The sequence below is a fragment of the Catenibacterium mitsuokai genome, from assembly GCF_025148785.1.
In the GTDB taxonomy this organism is placed as follows: Bacteria; Bacillota_I; Bacilli_A; order Erysipelotrichales; family Coprobacillaceae; genus Catenibacterium; species Catenibacterium mitsuoka.
On sequence record NZ_CP102271.1, the window covers coordinates 751766 to 770224 of the forward strand.

General features: G+C 33.9%; 18 protein-coding genes, 6 tRNA genes, 1 riboswitch and 1 other annotated feature. Of the genes, 19 read left to right on the top strand and 5 right to left on the bottom strand.

What is annotated here, in order from left to right:
- The first annotated feature begins 62 nt into the window (after nt 1-62).
- On the top strand, nt 63-1523 hold the full coding sequence (locus tag NQ499_RS03760) for a HEAT repeat domain-containing protein (protein ID WP_006506419.1): 1461 nt from the start codon (nt 63-65) through the stop codon (nt 1521-1523).
- 23 nt (nt 1524-1546) lie between these two features.
- Here the strand turns inward: NQ499_RS03760 and NQ499_RS03765 are convergent, their stop codons facing one another.
- Entirely contained in the window at nt 1547-1882 is a 336-nt protein-coding gene (locus tag NQ499_RS03765) for a hypothetical protein (RefSeq protein WP_006506418.1), read from the bottom strand.
- A gap of 346 nt (nt 1883-2228) precedes the next feature.
- On the opposite strand from NQ499_RS03765, the gene NQ499_RS03770 reads away from it, so the two are divergent.
- The 6 genes from NQ499_RS03770 (at nt 2229) to NQ499_RS03795 (ending at nt 2737) form a co-directional block, all read left to right on the top strand.
- Nucleotides 2229-2304 (top strand) — tRNA-Val (locus NQ499_RS03770).
- Between the two features lie 23 nt (nt 2305-2327).
- A tRNA-Thr gene (locus tag NQ499_RS03775) sits at nt 2328-2403 on the top strand.
- Nucleotides 2404-2405: 2 nt separating this feature from the next.
- Nucleotides 2406-2490 (top strand) — tRNA-Tyr (locus NQ499_RS03780).
- Nucleotides 2491-2497: 7 nt separating this feature from the next.
- Nucleotides 2498-2573: transfer RNA gene (locus NQ499_RS03785), tRNA-Gln, on the top strand.
- Nucleotides 2574-2581: 8 nt separating this feature from the next.
- A tRNA-Lys gene (locus NQ499_RS03790) sits at nt 2582-2657 on the top strand.
- A gap of 6 nt (nt 2658-2663) precedes the next feature.
- Nucleotides 2664-2737, top strand: a tRNA-Gly gene (locus tag NQ499_RS03795).
- A 250-nt stretch (nt 2738-2987) separates the two neighbouring features.
- On the opposite strand, the gene NQ499_RS03800 is transcribed toward NQ499_RS03795, so the two are convergent.
- From NQ499_RS03800 to NQ499_RS03810, 3 genes are all read right to left on the bottom strand, one after another.
- The gene (locus NQ499_RS03800; protein WP_040390073.1) at nt 2988-3926 is read right to left on the bottom strand and encodes a 3-hydroxyacyl-CoA dehydrogenase; all 939 of its coding nucleotides are present in this window, start codon (nt 3924-3926) and stop codon (nt 2988-2990) included.
- 193 nt (nt 3927-4119) lie between these two features.
- Nucleotides 4120-5400 carry a glucose-6-phosphate isomerase gene (locus NQ499_RS03805; RefSeq protein ID WP_006506416.1) on the bottom strand — a complete coding sequence of 427 codons (1281 nt, stop codon included), beginning with the start codon at nt 5398-5400 and terminating at the stop codon, nt 4120-4122.
- Nucleotides 5397-5756 carry a CvfD/Ygs/GSP13 family RNA-binding post-transcriptional regulator gene (locus NQ499_RS03810; RefSeq protein WP_006506415.1) on the bottom strand — a complete coding sequence of 120 codons (360 nt, stop codon included), beginning with the start codon at nt 5754-5756 and terminating at the stop codon, nt 5397-5399. Before NQ499_RS03810 ends, NQ499_RS03805 begins: the two co-directional genes overlap by 4 nt.
- Nucleotides 5757-5929: 173 nt before the next feature.
- Between NQ499_RS03810 and NQ499_RS03815 the strand changes: the two genes are divergently transcribed.
- The 4 genes from NQ499_RS03815 (at nt 5930) to hpf (ending at nt 8534) form a co-directional block, all read left to right on the top strand.
- Nucleotides 5930-6139 (top strand): hypothetical protein, encoded by a 210-nt coding sequence (locus NQ499_RS03815; protein WP_006506414.1) that lies wholly within the window; start codon nt 5930-5932, stop codon nt 6137-6139.
- A gap of 198 nt (nt 6140-6337) precedes the next feature.
- On the top strand, nt 6338-6565 hold the full coding sequence (locus NQ499_RS03820) for a NifU family protein (protein ID WP_040390072.1): 228 nt from the start codon (nt 6338-6340) through the stop codon (nt 6563-6565).
- 15 nt (nt 6566-6580) lie between these two features.
- A riboswitch (SAM riboswitch) is annotated at nt 6581-6680 on the top strand.
- A gap of 64 nt (nt 6681-6744) precedes the next feature.
- Nucleotides 6745-7890, top strand: coding sequence for a methionine adenosyltransferase (metK, locus tag NQ499_RS03825; RefSeq protein WP_040390071.1), 1146 nt, complete (start codon nt 6745-6747; stop codon nt 7888-7890).
- Between the two features lie 107 nt (nt 7891-7997).
- Entirely contained in the window at nt 7998-8534 is a 537-nt protein-coding gene (hpf, locus tag NQ499_RS03830) for a ribosome hibernation-promoting factor, HPF/YfiA family (RefSeq protein ID WP_040390070.1), read from the top strand.
- A 73-nt stretch (nt 8535-8607) separates the two neighbouring features.
- On the opposite strand, the gene NQ499_RS03835 is transcribed toward hpf, so the two are convergent.
- Complete coding sequence (locus NQ499_RS03835; protein WP_006506410.1) at nt 8608-9540, bottom strand: TIGR01212 family radical SAM protein; 933 nt, start codon at nt 9538-9540, stop codon at nt 8608-8610.
- Nucleotides 9541-9584: 44 nt separating this feature from the next.
- On the opposite strand from NQ499_RS03835, the gene NQ499_RS03840 reads away from it, so the two are divergent.
- From NQ499_RS03840 to NQ499_RS03875, 8 genes are all read left to right on the top strand, one after another.
- Nucleotides 9585-11288 carry an ABC transporter ATP-binding protein/permease gene (locus NQ499_RS03840; protein ID WP_006506409.1) on the top strand — a complete coding sequence of 568 codons (1704 nt, stop codon included), beginning with the start codon at nt 9585-9587 and terminating at the stop codon, nt 11286-11288.
- Nucleotide 11289: 1 nt separating this feature from the next.
- A complete protein-coding gene (locus NQ499_RS03845) occupies nt 11290-13071 on the top strand; it encodes an ABC transporter ATP-binding protein/permease (protein ID WP_006506408.1) in 1782 nt (593 codons plus the stop codon).
- Nucleotides 13072-13117: 46 nt separating this feature from the next.
- Nucleotides 13118-13317: a binding site (T-box leader), on the top strand.
- 42 nt (nt 13318-13359) lie between these two features.
- Entirely contained in the window at nt 13360-15756 is a 2397-nt protein-coding gene (gene leuS / locus NQ499_RS03850; protein WP_040390069.1) for a leucine--tRNA ligase, read from the top strand.
- A gap of 102 nt (nt 15757-15858) precedes the next feature.
- Nucleotides 15859-16044 carry a hypothetical protein gene (locus NQ499_RS03855; RefSeq protein ID WP_006506406.1) on the top strand — a complete coding sequence of 62 codons (186 nt, stop codon included), beginning with the start codon at nt 15859-15861 and terminating at the stop codon, nt 16042-16044.
- A complete protein-coding gene (locus NQ499_RS03860; RefSeq protein WP_006506405.1) occupies nt 16034-16297 on the top strand; it encodes a hypothetical protein in 264 nt (87 codons plus the stop codon). The genes NQ499_RS03855 and NQ499_RS03860 overlap by 11 nt, the downstream gene beginning before the upstream one ends.
- 188 nt (nt 16298-16485) lie before the next feature.
- A complete protein-coding gene (locus NQ499_RS03865; protein ID WP_006506404.1) occupies nt 16486-17589 on the top strand; it encodes an FAD-dependent oxidoreductase in 1104 nt (367 codons plus the stop codon).
- 256 nt (nt 17590-17845) lie between these two features.
- Entirely contained in the window at nt 17846-18106 is a 261-nt protein-coding gene (locus NQ499_RS03870; RefSeq protein WP_006506403.1) for a type II toxin-antitoxin system prevent-host-death family antitoxin, read from the top strand.
- Nucleotides 18096-18407 (top strand): type II toxin-antitoxin system RelE/ParE family toxin, encoded by a 312-nt coding sequence (locus NQ499_RS03875; RefSeq protein WP_006506402.1) that lies wholly within the window; start codon nt 18096-18098, stop codon nt 18405-18407. Before NQ499_RS03870 ends, NQ499_RS03875 begins: the two co-directional genes overlap by 11 nt.
- Nucleotides 18408-18459: the final 52 nt, after the last annotated feature.

Genomic DNA, 18459 nt, shown 5'->3' on the forward strand with positions numbered 1-18459 from the left:
TTTTTTTTATAGTAACAAAGGGATGAATTTGATATAATAGATATGATTATGAGGTGTTTTATATGGAAAAAAATGTTGTAAAGAATATTCTCGCAGACACTGATCTGCGTCAAAATCTAATAAAATTAAAAGGTTCAATGACATCAACTGATACATTAGAAGGTCCTATTGTAGAAAAACTATGTGACTGTTTAACTCATGAAGATCCTAAGGTAAGAAAGAATGCGGCACTATTATTAGGCTATACAAAGAATCCTTTAATGGCATCTGTTCTTTTAGATGCTTATAAGAATGAAGAAAAGGATTTTGTGAAGGATGCCTATTTGAAAGGAATGAGTCATTATGACTGTAAGCCTTATATTAAGGAATTACAGGAAATACAGAATGAACTCATGAATTCTGAAGTGGTAGACAGCAAGCATATCAAAGCACAATTAAAAGTATTAAATCCGATGATTCGTTCATATTCTTATCATAAGAAGAAATCAATCCGTTTATTGCATAAAGAAGTCGATGTTATTCTTACAACACTTCCTTATTATCAATATACACTCTTTGAACAAGTGAAACATTTACGTTATAAACCGGTCGGACAGGGCGTATTAGTCCGTACAAAGGCTATTTATGACCTTCTAGGTTTACGTAATTATAGAGAAATGATTTTCCCGTTATCAGGCTGCTCAGGACTTCCTCAGGATGGACATTTAATTGGTAAACGTATTGCGTCAAGTAACTTAGTGGATGTGCTTCATCGTTTGTATGATGCGGAAGGATGCTTTTATTATCGTTTAGTTGATCAGATGAGAGAAAAGAAATCAGCTGTCATCAATGATATAGTAAAAGAACTTATTGAAGAGATGCCTTCATACTTGCAGAATGTAACATCTGATTACGATATTGAATTATTAATTAGAGAATTAAGGCCTGGAACAGTCAATGTTTATTTAAAGTTGAGTTCATTAGACAATCCACGCTTTAATTATAGACGTGAAATTATTTCTAACTCAATGCAGCCTTATGTAGCTGCAACACTTATGGAAGTGGCTAAACCTTATATGGGTATGCATTCTCGTGTATTAGATCCATTCTGTGGTAGTGGTGTTACACTTATTGAAAGATGTATGGCTAAACCAGTTAAGTTTGCCATGGGATTAGATATTTATGGAGAAGGCTTAGAAGCAGCTAAGAAGAATGCGATTGCGGCGAATCAGCCAATCCACTTTGTAAATAAAGATGCCAACCGTTTTGTGAATAATGAAATGTTTGATGAAATCTTTACTGATATGCCTACCTATGCACAGATGAAAGATACACGTGCTTTAAAGAATGTCTATGATAATTTCTTTAAACGTATCCACAGACACGTTTTACCAGAAGGGTATGTATTTATCTATACAACTGAAATATCTCTTGTAGAGAAGAATTTAAGACTTAATTCAGACTATCTTACACTCATAGAACATTATGATGTGCCTAGAGGTAAGACAATGGCTTATTTCTTCATTATTCAGGTAAACAAATAGAGGCCCCATGAGGACCTCTTTTTCTATCTGAATAAATAACGATAACCTTGCCAGAACCACTGTTTCACTGTTTCTGGGTTATCTAAATAAAAACGTATACCAAACGCAAGTGCCACTAATATAATTGCAAGTAATACGAATAATATGAAAGTCTTAATGAAAGTCATCACAGGATGTGATTTCTCTTTATACTTTACCTTCGTTTTAGTATGTTTAGGTAAAGAATGTGATCTCTTATGTTTCACTTTTGTCTTAACAACTTTTTTAACTTCAGGTTCTTTTTCTTCCTGTTGAATAGAATTCTCTCTCTTAGTATCCTTAATAGAGTCATCTTCATCATCGAACGTGAATCTTTGCATACTATCACCTCTCTGCTTTAAATGAATATAGTCTCTATTAGAGTATTTGTCAAATAAAAAAATGCTCCCATGACACAATAAAAGCTCTTGAATAAGGAAAGCAAATTGTATGTGTCATTGAGAGCGGCCTTAACCAAGAGCCTTTAAAATGTACCTGTTTCCAGATACAATTAAATTGTAATCGTTCTTATAACAAAAAGCAAATGAAATAGAAAAAAACTTGAAAAATTCAACAAAAATAAGAAAAAGAGTCATTTAATCAAATATACCTATATACAAAACTACAAAAAAGTTTCTATTTTCTGTTGACTTAGAGCGAATATGATGATAATATAGTACCCGCAGCGGAGGTTTAGCTCAGTTGGGAGAGCATCTGCCTTACAAGCAGAGGGTCAGCGGTTCGAGCCCGTTAACCTCCACCATTTTATTTTATAGCTCAATATTTGCCGACTTAGCTCAATTGGTAGAGCAACTGACTTGTAATCAGTAGGTTGGGGGTTCAATTCCTCTAGTCGGCACCAGTGGGGAGGTAGCGAAGTGGCTAAACGCGGCTGACTGTAACTCAGTTCTCTACGAGTTCGATGGTTCGAATCCGTCTCTCCCCACCATCTTTATTGGGATATAGCCAAGGGGTAAGGCAACAGACTTTGACTCTGTCATTTCACTGGTTCGAATCCAGTTATCCCAGCCATCTTTTTTGACTCGCTAGCTCAGATGGCAGAGCATCTGACTTTTAATCAGAGGGTCAGGGGTTCAAATCCCCTGCGAGTCACCATCCTATGCGGGTGTAGTTCAATGGTAGAACTTCAGCCTTCCAAGCTGACTACGTGGGTTCGATTCCCATCACCCGCTCCAACTTATGAACAAGTCAATCTTCGGATTGACTTTTTTTGTACCTGTAAACTATTTTTTTAATAGGAGCGCTGAATTAGCAAATCAAATCGCAATGACAAGGCAATCTTTGAATATGAACAGGAAATCTCTGAGGATGCAGTAGCAATTGATGCAAAAATGAATTTGCTGATTTGGAAAAAATCACTTTGGATACGATGTAAAAATAAATGCCAGGAGTGTAAACTCCTGGCATTTATTATAGCCTAGTTACTTATTTTTTGTACTTATAGAATCCTTCACCAGTACTATATCCTAATTTACCTTGATCAATATAAGACTTCAACATCTTATGCATGCCTTTGAAGTTATAAGGCGCTAAGAAGCCAGGAATCTTCACATACATACCTACAATCTCATAAGCAGTCTTTAATCCTACTGTATCAAGAATCTGGAAAGGCCCTTTAGGTGAACCAGTACCTAAAGTCCATGCTTTATCGATACTTTCAGGATCAGAGATACCATTGACCATTAAATCCATACCTGAGAATAATAATGGAATCAACATAGAGTTGAGTAGGTAACCAGACTTTTCTTTATTGACAGGTAATGGAATCATTCTAATCTCTTTCGCAAACTTCATGACTTCATCAAAGCATGTTTTATTTGTCTTATTCTGCATCATAACTTCTGTCATATTATTCTTCCAAATCGTATTTGCGAAGTGCAAGGCAAGGAACCTATCAGGTCTACCAGTAAACTTAGCTAATTTGCTAGGAAGCATAGTAGAAGAATTAGTCACTAGAATTGTCTTATCAGGAAGTAGGGGAGCCATCTTTGTATAGACATCCTTCTTAGCTTCCATATTTTCTGTCATAGATTCAATGACTAAATCAGCATCTTTAACTGCTGTTTTCATATCAAGCTCTAGCTTGATTGTAGAATAAGCGCGTTCTACCTTCTCTAGGCAGTTCTCCTTATCAAAATCATCATAGCCTGCAATACCCATACACCATGTATTGATAGATTTATCAATATCCATGAGATTAATTGCATCAATATAAGATTGCTTGATAGAATCAAGCTTAGGCTGTGTACGTCCAATACTGCCTTCACTTCTTAACCAGATTGTTACATCAAAACCACAATATGCTGCCTGGAATGCAATCTGTGATCCCAGAACGCCGCCACCCATAATAGTAATGTTCTTCATGTTTGTCTCCTTTCTAGTAAAATGAAAACAGAAGAAAAATTTCTTCTGCTTCACTACTATCTTTTTAAACATTATCTAACTTTTATTATACTGATTAAAAAGAGATTATCTACTATACTTTGTGAAAAACATCACAATTTCTTACAAACTCATCACATTGTACAAAAAAATCCCGCGATTGCGGGATTTCTTATTAATATCCAGGCTTACCTAAAAGCTTGAACATATTCTTCTTGTAAACTTCAACACCTGGCTGGTTGAATGGGTTAACACCTAATAGGTAAACGCTCATTGCACAAGCCTTTTCGAAGAAGTATACCATATAACCGAAGCTATATGCATCAACATGATCAAGAGTGATCTGGATGTTAGGTACGTTACCAACATTTACATGGGCATCAATAGTACCTTCACATGCTTTCTGGTTAACATAATCAACTGTCTTACCAGCTAAATAGTTTAAACCATCTAAGTTATCTGCATCACTAGGGATTTCTAAGTTCATCTGAGGTTCTTTGATCTTTAATACAGTTTCGAATAAAACCTTAGAACCTTCCTGGATGAACTGTCCTAATGAATGAAGGTCAGTTGAGAAAGTACCACTTGTAGGTAAGATACCTTTTCCTTCTTTACCTTCAGATTCACCAAATAACTGTTTCCACCATTCAGCAGTCTGCTGTAACTGTAAGTTATAAGTTACAAACATTTCAGCTGGGTAACCAGCCTTTAATAACATCTGTCTTGCAACACCATACTGATAAGCATCGTTTGTAAGAAGATCTGGATTGTTGTATTTATCCTGGGCATCTTTAGCACCCTTTAACATTGCATCAACATCGATACCAGCCATTGCGATAGGGAATAATCCTACTGCAGTTAATACAGAATAACGTCCACCGATATCATCAGGAACTACGAATTCTGTATAACCTTCCTGGTCAGCTAAAGTCTTTAATGCACCCTTATGAGCATCTGTAGTAGCAACAATTCTTCTCTGAGCTACTTCTTTACCCTTAGTTTCTTCAAGTAATTCTTTGAAGATTCTGAAAGCAACTGAAGTTTCAGTAGTTGTACCAGACTTAGAAATTACATTAATACCGAATTCTTTATCTTTTACATAGTTCTTAACCTGTGCTAAATAAGTAGCAGAGAATGTATTACCAATATAGATGATCTGAACCTTGTTTGTTGGGTAAAGACCATTGATTGCTTCAATAGCAGCTCTTGCGCCTAAGTAAGAACCACCGATACCACAAACTAATAAAACATCAATTTCTTCAGATAATTCTGCAGCTTTTTTCTTAATGTTTTCTACTTCAGTCTTGTTGTAGTTAGTAGGTAAGTCAACCCATCCTAAAAAGTCGTTACCTGCTCCTGTTTTGTTGTGGATCATATCATGAACTTCTGCGACTCTGTCCTTATATGATTCCATGCTTTCTGTTAATTTAGCTTTACTTAAATCAACGTTGATCATACATCTTCCTCCTTTGCGATTCCTCGACTGATCCATCGAGGCATCATTTCTCTTAGTGGATTAAAACCCTTAGGTGTCTCCACGATTGACTTTCTTTTGCGAAAACGTCTCTTTTTCGCGACTGCTTTTAAAGAAAGCCTTGCCTGATGATGGACGTTATCTATATCAATGACTTTTACCTTGACCTGTTCTCCATAAAAGACAAATTGATTTACGTCACGAACAAATCCATCAGATATTTCTGATATATGGATTAATCCGCTGCTTCCATCAGGCAATAAAGCAAATGCACCATATGGTTGAATACCAGTAATGGTCACATCAACAATGTCACCTACATGAACTTGATGTTCCATTGCACGCCTCCAATCAACTGCATTATAGCATAATTATAATAGTGATAAAAGAATAGATAATAATAATTCTTTAATGTGAAAAAGATAAATAATTTGTATTTAATATGATATACTTTACAAAAAAAGTGAGTATGATATAGTTAGTATATACTAACATAGTAGAGGAGAACCATATGAAGAAAAAAATATTATATATATTGGTTGCTGCATTACTCTATATACTCACACAATTACCAACTATTGTAAGTAACTATTATTTTGAACCTGGGGAATGGGATATTGCAGTATGCAAATATGTTCTTGTGTCTGTTGGATGGATGATTGTCATACTCTATGTCATTCATTTTGTACTGAATTATATTAAGAATATAGACGATGAATAACATTGAAGAACCCTCAGTGGTTCTTTTATTATGCTCAGAGTTCATTTACTTTATAAAAATAGCGAATTATGCTTAAAAATGTGCAATCTATCAAAATTGTCTAATAAATAAGTATGTTTTTTAGTGATTCTATAGGGTATATCACTTTTCTTTTTTATTTTGTGTGTTATAATGGTCAAGCAGAAGCGAGGTGAAATCATGGAAGAAAAGATTGAAGCCATTAAGGAAGTCATTCATAAGTTGAGACCCTATCTACAAAGAGATGGTGGAGACTTAGAATTCGTTGATTTCAAAGACGGCATCGTTTATGTACATATGCTTGGTGCATGTGCAGGATGCATGATGCTAGATTCTACTATTAAAGATGGTGTTGAACAGATTTTAATAGAAGAAGTCCCAGGCGTTATTGAAGTACAGGCAATTTAATTAAATATTTTTATACTCTTATTAAGAACCACACAGATGAGGATCGTTTTAAAGTGGTGGCAACCCTTATATAGAAGGTGCCTTGACCAAGCAAGTATTACTTGAACAATAAGAGGAAGCAGATTACTACGCTTTCCTCTTTGAGGAGAGCTTTTTTATTACAGGAGGAAAAGAAGAAAATGGAAAAGAACTTATTTACATCAGAATCTGTATCAGAAGGACATCCAGATAAGCTTTGTGATCAGATCAGTGATGCAATCTTAGATGAATGCTTAAGACAGGACAAATATTCACGTGTAGCTTGTGAATGTTTTGTAACAACTAATTTATTAGTCATTGGTGGAGAAATTACAACGAATGCGAAAGTAGATTATGAAGCAGTGGCTCGTGATGTAATGAGAAGAATCGGCTATACGGCTGAAGATTTAGGTATTGATGCAGATACTTGTGAAATCAAGGTAGTCATGGATACACAGTCTAGTGATATCGCATTAGGTACAAATGTAGAAGTAGGTGGTGCAGGTGACCAGGGTATCATGTTTGGTTATGCAACAAATGAAACTGAAACATATATGCCTTTACCAATCTCTATGGCTCATGAATTAGTACGTTATGCAAGTGAATTAAGACATAATGGTACATTCAAACATGCAAGACCTGATATGAAATCACAGGTCACTATTGATTATACAGATGAAAACAATCCTAAGGTTGATACAATTCTTATGTCAATCCAGCATGATCCAGATTTCAATGAAGAAGAATTCAAGACATTCATTAAAGAAAAGATCATGAAAGAAGTTGTTAGAAAACATCATATGAATGAAGACTATAAGGTATTCATTAATCCAACAGGAAGATTCGTTATTGGTGGTCCTCATGGTGATACTGGTTTAACTGGACGTAAGATCATCGTTGATACTTATGGAGGAATGGCAAGACATGGTGGAGGCGCATTCTCTGGTAAAGACCCATCAAAGGTAGATAGAAGTGCAGCTTATATCAGTCGTTATATCGCTAAGAACATTGTTGCAGCAGGATTATGTGATCGTATTGAAATCCAGTTATCTTATGCAATTGGCGTAAAGGATCCTACAAGTGTGCATGTTGATACTTATGGAACTGGTAAGGTAGCTGATGAAGTCATCTTAGATGCAATCAAGAAAGAATTTGATTTAACTCCTCAGGGTATCATCAATACATTAGATTTATTAAATCCAATCTATGGCGCAACAGCTGCTTATGGACACTTTGGTCGTACTGATGTTGAATTCCCATGGGAAAAATTAAATAAAGTAGAAGACTTAAAGAAATACTTAGCTTAAAGAAGACATTAACGTCTTCTTTTTTTATATTTTATGTCAAGAGTGTTTTTTTAGTTTTTTTTATGTATAATATAGATATAGAAAGAATTGTAAAGGAGGAATTAATTATGAAAGTTATTGTCAGAGGTAAAAACGTTACAATTACAGATGCTATTGAGGACAAGATTACTAAAAAACTAGCATTGCTCGACAAGTACTTCATCATGGGACAAGATGTGGAGGCTAAGGTTTTAATTAGAACTTACCCATTTGGTCAGAAAATTGAAGTTACAATTCCTACAGAGTATGTTCTTCTTCGTGCAGAAGAAACAAGTGATGATCTTTATGAAGCAATCGATTTAGTTATCGATAAGCTAGAAAGACAGATCAGAAAGTACAAGACAAAGTTAAGTAGAAAGTCAAAGAATAATAAACTCGCTTTCAATATTAACACTTTAGAAGCTCTTGAAGAACCTGAAGAAGAAGACGTTGTCGTTAAGACAAAAACAATTAATCCAAAACCAATGGACATGGAAGAAGCTATCATGCAGATGGAACTCATTGGTCATTCATTCTTCGTTTATAAGGACATCGAAACTAATACTGCATGTGTTGTCTATAAACGTAGAGATGGTGGATATGGTCTTCTTGAAACAGAAGAATAATAAAAAGAAATCTGGCTTTTGGCCAGATTTTTTTTTATGCTCTTAAGTAATTCTTTCTTTTCTTTCGTATATATTATTTGAGAGATACAAGATCGCCCTGCATAATATCGTGTGCTTTCATATATTTATCGATATCATTAAGAATTGTTGTCTTTTTGATAGACCATAAAGGAGCTACTAATTCTTCTAATGGTGCATCTCCAGTCAGTCTTTCTACGACTACATGACTTGGAATATATTCTAATTGTCTTGCAACTAAAGAAATATATTCATCTCTTTCTAACATCTTAAAAGGATAATAGAGCTTATATAGACGACTATTTTGTGTGACATAGAGATTATGGATCTTGATCCCCTGTATATCTAGTTTTCCTACCGCTTTTGCAGTCTCCAACATCATCTCTATTGTTTCATTAGGTAAACCATTAATAATATGCACACAGACTTCTAAATGATGTCTTCTTAACATAGAGAGTCCATCTAAGAATTCCTGATAAGTATGACAACGATTGATTTCTTTTGCGGTAGTATCATGAATAGTCTGTAAGCCTAATTCTATATAGACATCCGTTTTCTTAGATAATTCTTCTAAATAAGCACATATTTCTTCAGTGAGGCAGTCTGCACGTGTCGCAATCGCAATACCAACAACATCCTTCATACCAATAAATGGTTCATAGATCTTCTTTAACTGATCTAAAGAAGCATAGGTATTTGTATATGCCTGGAAGTAAGGAATAAAGACAGCATCAGGCCACTTTCTTTTCATCACTTCAGCGCCTGCTTTAAACTGTTCTAAAAGAGAATCACTATCTAGAATAAAGTCTCCAGACCCTTTCTCAGAACAGAATATACAGCCTCCAAAGCCTTTTGTCCCATCTCTATTAGGACAAGTAAAATGGGCATCTAAAGACACCTTTGCGACTTTTTTATGATATCTCGTTTTTAAAAAATAATTGTATGTATGATAACGTTTGTTATCTAAAGAATATGGAAAAGGATTCATTTTTTATCACCCGGATCATTATAACATAAAAAGGAGAAAAGAATATGCTAGAACTTAAAGACTTAACTATGAGTTATGATATATGTCTATTAGATCATGTGAATTATATATTTCCAGATACGGGGCTAGTAGGTATTAAAGGTCCTTCAGGATGTGGGAAATCAACTCTTCTTTATTGTTTATGTGGCTTACTGAAATATGAAGGACAGATTACTTTCAATTATAAAGAGATAGATGCCTCGTTTTGTAAGATGATTGGTTTTATTAAACAGAATAATGATCTGATACCTTCTTATACAGTAGAAGAAAACATCATGTCTGGATGTTATTTTGGTCAGATTGATTTGAACAAGAAGAAGATGGATAAAATCACTAGACGATTGAAGATAGATAAACTTATGAAAAGATATCCTGATGAACTTTCTATTGGACAGATGAAACGTGTTTCTATTGCCCGTGCCTTGTTGAAGGATGCACCTGTATTACTGTGCGATGAACCAACAGGTGCACTTCATTATAAACAGGCAAAAGAGGTTATGACACTATTAAAGGAAGTCTCAGAAGATCGTTTGGTCATTGTTGTGTCTCATGATACAGAACTATTAGATGAATATGTAGATATACTCATAGAGATGAGGAATCAGACATTACATACTGTTAAAGAAGGGAATACAAATAAAGATGTTCTGATTCCTCAACATAAGAAGCACTTCTCTTTAAGATATAGCTTTAAAGAAGTGTTAGGAGAAAGAAGGAGACTCGCACTTCTTTCACTCTTTCAGATACTTGTTATTGTGACTTCGCTAGTAATTATAAGTGGTTTAAATGGTCTTTCTACCTCTATAGAAAAATCTTACATGGAAGCACCACTTAAAGATATTGTGACTATAGCAAGTCATGATGGGGAACCCTTCTCTTTAAAGGAAAAAGCAACGCCACATTTTGATATAGAAAGTGGGTATATAAAAGGTGTGAATGCATCTTTGATTCGTTTACCTGCTAAGAAAAATCATATCAAGCTGCTTTCAGGTCGTTTTCCTCATCATACAAATGAAGTCATTATTACACATAATTTATCTCATAAACTCAAATCACAATTCACATGTCATCTATTAGAAGATGATACATATAAAGTAGTAGGAGTAATAGAAGATAATTTCTATCAGGATCAATTTGTCTGTTTTCATCATGATATAGATAAGAAATATCCAGATCTTATAAGAGATGACAAGATGGATATTATCACCAATAATCCTAAAACAGTCATTAAACGTTATGAAAACAATTATGAAGCAGATAATGATGTATATATGAAGAAGATGAGTTATGGCACGCTTATTTCTATTGGTCGCATTATTGCCTTGGCTTATATGATGATCAGTTTATTTGTGGCGATAGAACTCACAAAAACAGTCTTCTCTTCTCTTTACTTAGAAAGAAGCCGCTCATTAGCTTTGAAAATCTCTATGGGTGCAACATACAAACAATTACAGCGTGAATCAAAGATAGAAATATTTATTATTGGCTCATTTATTTACTCTGTCAGCATAGTGATGTTTATAATCATTCTTTCTATTCTTCCATTGACATCATTTAAGGAATATTTTCATTTTACCTGCCTTGCCTCTCCTTATTATTTCTATATTATTTTCTATTTTCTCTATCTTCTTATATTAATAATATCTGCTTTAGCACCGTTTATTCGTATTAAGAAGGAGAGTATTGTCTCATTACTTAGGGAGGAATAATATGATTCAACTTAAATCAATCAATAAACGTTATCTGCATGAACATGTACTAGACAATATTTCTTGTAATCTTCCTGATATAGGCTTTGTGTCACTAATAGGACCAAGTGGATGTGGAAAAAGTACTTTACTTCATATTATTGCAGGACTCGATGATGATTATTCTGGAGAAGTCATTTATAAAGATAAGAAGATTTCTATTATCTTTCAGGATTTTCATCTTATTCCTTGGCTTTCTATCACAAATAATATTCGTCTCTATGATTATTTTCATAAATCATCTTACATATTGGATGAAACACTCACTAAACAGTTTAAGAAGACCCCGGTGAGTGCACTTTCTTTAGGGCAAAGACAACGCACTGCGATAGAACGTGCTCTTTATTATGATCCAGATATTATTTTATGTGATGAACCAACAGCATCACTTGATCCAGATAATGCAAAGAGAGTATTGCAGATATTGAAGGAACGTTCTCATTCTTCTCTTGTATTATTTGTATCCCATGATGAAACATCAGTGAAACAATACAGTGATCGTATTATAGAGATGAAGGATGGCTATATCATAAAGGATACAGTAATCCAAAAGACAGAGGTATATCCTAAAGAGAATCATTGTAATAATAAAAGATATCATTTTCCTATCCTAAAACTAACAATCCAGTCCTTTTTAAGTAGTCGTAAAAGGTTCTTTCAAATGTCTTTCGCGTTATCTATCGCATTATTATGTCTGATGATGACATTTACCTTTACATTCTCTTTTCGTAATACCATTTATCAATATCTCTCTTCATTGATTCCACAGAAGTCAATTACTTATAAATTACGTAATGATGATCCTTTATCTTTAACTCATTTCAACGAAGCAACCTATCATTATTTGAATTTAGATGATTATAATCTCATGGGAATCTCTCATAATAGTCAAAGATATCAGAAGAATGAAGTTCTGTTTATATCTGATGATACATCTTATGTCAGCCAGTATATATATGGAAGAGCACCACAAAATAATGATGAAATTGCGGTACCTCTCTCAACTGCAAGAAAACTTGCCCAAAATAAGAAGGTGAATTCGTTACTCAATACATCATGGACGATCTATTATAAATATCAATTAAAAATCAAAGGAATTGAAGTAAAAATAGTAGGTATATCTCCACAAACTTACAATTATGATGCCTTTTATATGTATGAATTTGCTAACTATCATTGGATTGAATCACTCTTTAATCAGACACCAACTGCAAGATATGGTATGTTGAAGTATAAGGCAGACAAATCAATTATAAATTCTTTAAAAAAGAATTATCCTGAATATGAATTCAAGACAATGGGGGAATCAACAAAGAAAACATTGAATGATAACATGAATAGAATTCAGATGATTCTTGTCATTTTTTCTATTTTGACTATTATTTCTTCCATCTTTATGATTATGGAAATCATGATTCTTCATGCTATGCATTTAAAGAAGGATCATGCCATCATGAAAGCCTATGGTGAAAAGAATAAACATATTTTTAAGATGTCTTTCTATCAATGTCTGATTCTCCATTCTTATAGCTATTTAACTGCTTCTCTTATATTATTAGGTATTATGAAGGTGATGAATCAGATTATTCCTCAGATCACGGACTTTCCTATGCATCTTACATTCCAGCCTCTTATTATGCTTCTATTGTGGGCTGGTTCATTCTTGTTAGTCTGTATCTCAACATTGTTTAGTGTTATTTATATTATCAAACTCAATCCATCCCGCATCCTTAAAATGAGATGATACTTCTTGCAAATAATGGGAAATTATGATAAGGTGAGTGAGTATATAAAAGTCAAGGAACTAGAGTAGTAGATGGTCATGCTTTTTAAGAGAACTTATGGCTGGTGTGAATAAGTAAAGTCATCCATTGAACTCGCTAGGGAGATGGGTCTGTGGTAAGCAGATCACGTATTGCTGCGTTAAAGCATTAAGCGCATGAATCAGTCTTCATGAACTAAGGTGGTACCGCGAGTTCTCGTCCTTAGACATGAGGACTTTTTTTATTTTAAAAGTGGAGGAGACAGAATTATGACTTATGATCATAAGATAGCAGAAAAGAAATGGCAGAAATACTGGGAAGAGAATAAGACATTCGAAACAGATGTTTATGATTTCTCAAAACCTAAATACTATGCCTTAGACATGTTCCCTTATCCATCAGGACAAGGTCTTCATGTTGGACATCCAGAAGGATATACAGCAACTGACATTATGTCAAGAATGAAGAGAATGCAGGGATATAACGTATTACATCCAATGGGATTTGACTCATTTGGTTTACCTGCTGAACAGTATGCAATCAAGACAGGTAACCACCCTGAAGGATTTACATTAAAGAATATTCAGACTTTCACTAAACAGTTAAAGATGTTAGGTTTCTCATTTGACTGGGATAAGCAGGTATCTACTTGTGATCCTAGCTTCTATAAATGGACTCAGTGGATTTTCAAACAGCTTTATGAAGATGGTTTAGCTAGATATGTAGATATTCCTGTTAACTGGTGTGAAGAATTAGGTACAGTACTTGCGAACGATGAAATTATCGATGGTAAGAGTGAACGTGGTGGATTCCCTGTTATTCGTAAGAATATGAAACAGTGGGTTATTGATATTCCTAAATATGCTGAAAGATTACTTGCAGGATTAGAAGAAGTTGATTGGCCAGAATCTACTAAAGAAATTCAGAGAAACTGGATTGGTAAATCAATCGGTGCTCATGTTGATTTTAAGGTAGATGGTTATGATGATAAATTCACAGTATTCACAACACGTTGTGATACATTATTCGGTGCTACTTATTGTGTATTAGCACCAGAACATGAATTAGTAGAAAAGATTACGACTCCTGATAAGAAGGATGAAGTAAAAGCTTACTTAGATGTATGCGCAACTAAGTCAGAACTTGAAAGAACTGAATTAAATAAAGAAAAGACTGGCGTCTTCATTGGTGCTTATGCAATCAACCCAGTAAATGGTAAGAAGATTCCAATCTGGATTTCTGACTATGTATTAGCTGGTTATGGAACAGGTGCTATCATGGCTGTTCCTGCACATGATGATCGTGACTATGCTTTCGCAAAGAAGTTTGGTATCGATATTATTCCAGTATTAGAAGGTGGAGATGTTACTAAGGAAGCATGGACACAGGATGGTGTACATATCAACTCTGGCTTCTTAAATGGTTTAGATAAACAGGAAGCAATCGATAAGATGTTAGACTGGTTAGAAGAACATCATTGTGGTTCTAAGCATGTTAACTATCGTTTAAGAGAATGGATCTTCGCAAGACAGAGATATTGGGGTGAACCAATTCCAATCATTAACTTTGATGATGGAACATCTGTTGCATTAAGTGATGATCAGTTACCACTTATCCTACCTGAACTTGAAGATTATAGTCCATCAAAGACTGGCTCTTCTCCATTGGATAAGGCTGTTGACTGGGTTAATGTAGAAGTAGATGGTAAGAAGGGTAAGAGAGAAACAAGTACAATGCCTGGTTCTGCAGGATCTTCTTGGTACTTCTTAAGATATATTGATCCACATAACGATAAGGCTATTGCGGATCCAGAATTATTAAAGCATTGGATGCCAGTTGACTTGTATGTTGGTGGACCTGAACATGCAGTAGGACACTTATTATATTCACGTATGTGGAATAACTATTTATATGACAAGGGTATCGTACCAGTTAAAGAACCATTCAAGAAGCTATACCATCAGGGTATGATTCTTGGTCCAAATGGTGTGAAGATGTCTAAGTCAAAGGGTAACGTTATTAATCCAGATGATATTGTAGAAGCATATGGTGCAGATACATTACGTTTATATGAAATGTTTATGGGTCCTCTTGAAGCATCTAAACCTTGGAGTGAAACAGGTGTAGAAGGTTCAAAGAAATGGCTAGAACGTGTTTATAGACTATTTGTTGAATCTGATAAGTTAACTGATACAAATGATGGTTCATTAGACTTCGTATATCACTCAACAGTTAAAAAGGTGACTGAAGACTATGAAAACCTTGGCTTTAATACAGCTATCTCACAGATGATGATCTTCATTAATGAAGCATATAAGGCTAAAGCAGTTTATAAGCCATATGCAGAAGGTATCGTTAAGATGCTTTCATGTATTGCACCTCATATCTGTGAAGAAATGTGGGAAAAACTTGGTCATGAAGGAACAATCGCTTATGAAGCATGGCCAACATATGAAGAAGACAAGCTTGTTGTATCTACAATTGAAATTGCAGTACAGGTAAATGGTAAAGTACGTGGACGTTTATCTATTAATAAGGATCAGGAAGCTGAATCTGTTAAACAGCAGGCATTAGAACTTGAAAATGTTAAGGCACATACTGATGGTAAAGAAATTAAGAAAATCATTTATGTTCCTAACAAGATTGTAAATATTGTGGTTAAATAATTCGTTAAGGCATCTCTTAGGAGATGTCTTTTTTGATTGATGAATGATTTTTTCATGATAGTAAGAGGATATGATATGATGATATCAACAAAGCGATAAAGTATGGAAATGAAACATCATTTGAGAAAGATGACATTTGAAGGAAAAAGTTACAATGTTTTAACGGATGAGGAATTAGAAGACTTAGTTGTTTCTGTGATTTATGATAGAAAATATAAAGAGGGAAATGTAGAACTAGTAGATTTTGATCAATTTGTGAAAGATCGAGAAGAAAAATATGGCTTATAAAGTTTTTCTCGATAAAGAAGTTATAAATAAATTAGATCAAATTGATAAGTATTGTATTAATCATTATAATAACTATTCTTTTGGAAAGAGGCTGTTTTGTCAGATTGAAAGAGTATGCAGTACTATTCAATATAATCCTAGATTATATCCTGAAATAAGACCTTATCATCATAAAATAGTATTAGCTGGGTTAGGGTATAAGCTCTATTATATTATTGATGATTATAACAAAATGATTGTTTCTATAGATTAATGAAATTTACTGAAAGGTATTAGAAAGATGGTATCGATAAATATCATCTTTTTGTATGCTAAGAAATTAAAACAGAAAGCCTATTTGTACTTTGTTGTTCTGCTAGGTAGTATACATATGAATAAAATGATGTAAATGACCAAGTGAATGAGTGAACTACTCAGGTTTAATTTGTTAAGGCATCTCTTATGGAAAGATCATATAATATTAAAAAGATTGTAGATATTCCAGTTATTCTAGCAAATAGAATTAATGAGCCTGGTATGGCTGATATTTTATTAGATATGGATAAATGTGATTTTATCGGTATGGCAAGAGGCTCTTTGGCTGATCCTATGCTTCCTAAAAAAGCAAAAGAAGGAAAAATGGATCAGATTAATTACTGTATTGGATGTTTACAGGGATGTGAGTGGGCTCTATTTGATGGAAAAGGTGTGACATGTTTAGTTAATCCTAGAGTAGGTAGAGAATATGAATGTGATTTAACACCTGTAAAAGAACCTAAAAATGTTATGGTTGTAGGTGGTGGACCAGCTGGATTAATGGCAGCAAGAACTGCAGCTATTAGAGGACACAATGTTTCACTCTATGAATCTAAAAATTCATTGGGTGGTCAATTTGAAAGCGCTGCTTATCCAATTGGAAAAGGTGAATTATCTAAATTTACATCATCAATGAGAGCTAATTTAGAAGCACTAAATGTACCTGTCCATTTAGGAACAGAAGTCACTGAAGAATTAATTCAGAAAGTACGTCCCGATGCGATTGTTTTGGCGACTGGTGCAAAACCATTTATGCCTCCTATTAAAGGTATTGATCAGGAGCATGTACATTTTGCAGAAGATATGTTATTAGGTAAGTATGATTATCCTAATGGACCTATTGTAGTATGTGGTGGTGGAGAAGTTGGTTCAGAAACAGCACACTATTTACAGGAAAAAAATCATCAGGTAACTATTGTAGAAATGCAAAGTGATATTCTAAATGATATGATGCCTATTTCAAGAGAATATTTATTAAAGATGATGAGAGAATCAGGTGTTAATGTAAAAACTAATTTTAAAGTAAAAGAAATCACAAAAGATGCAGTAATCGGTGAAAATCAAGAAGGTCAATTAGTATCATTACCAGCAGAAATGGTTGTTTTTGCGTTTGGATATAAATCATATAACCCATTAGAAGAAATGGCTCATAATAACTGTAAAGAAGTATATGTGATTGGTGGGGCTGTGAAGGCAGGTAGTGCTATTCCAGCTACAAAAGAAGGATTAGAAGTAGGATTAAAGCTTTAAACGAAACAATGACATCTCATTTTTGAGGTGTCTTTCTTTTTGTAGGGAATGTTAGAATCTATAAGTATTTTCTCTAATGATTGAGTATTAAATAGTAGAGATACTTTTTAGCTACTTAATGATTAGGGGATGAATTAAAAAGCGTTCAGTTCTCTTTATAGGTGAAGGACACTTAATAAATTAGAAAGAGGAAATTCATTTTTGGTAATAGGTTATAATTATGGTATAATTATCTCATAATAAGGAGGTGTTAAAGATGCCACAAATCATTCCAATTAAAGATTTAAAGAAAACTTCGGAAATTTCTGAGATGTGTCATAATACAAACAATCCTATATTTATTACCAAAAATGGTTATGGAGATATGGTGATTATGAGTATGGAAGCATATGAAGAAGCAATGAAAAAAATAGATATATACAGAAATATTGAAATTTCTGAAGAACAAGTGAAGAATGGTCAAGTAAAAGACGCCAAGAAATCACTTGAAAACATGAGGGCAAAATATGATCTATAGGCTAAATATTACTAAAAATGCAGATGAACTGTTGGATCATCTTGTTTATTACTTGATTTATTGTTTAAAAAATAAACAAGCTGCTAGACATCTGTTAGATGGCATTGATATGATTTATGATAATCTTATTGAAAATCCATATCAATACCCACCATGTATTGATCAATATTTAGCTAAAAAGCATTACAGAAATGCAATTGTTCCTCAAATGAATTACAGTGTTGTTTTTGATATTAAAGATGATGAAGTAAATATTTTAGGTATATTTCATCAGCTTGAAAATATTAAAGATAAACTTTGATGGTATGTTTCTATGGTAGAATTAATGTATCATAAAAGGCGGATTTTTGATG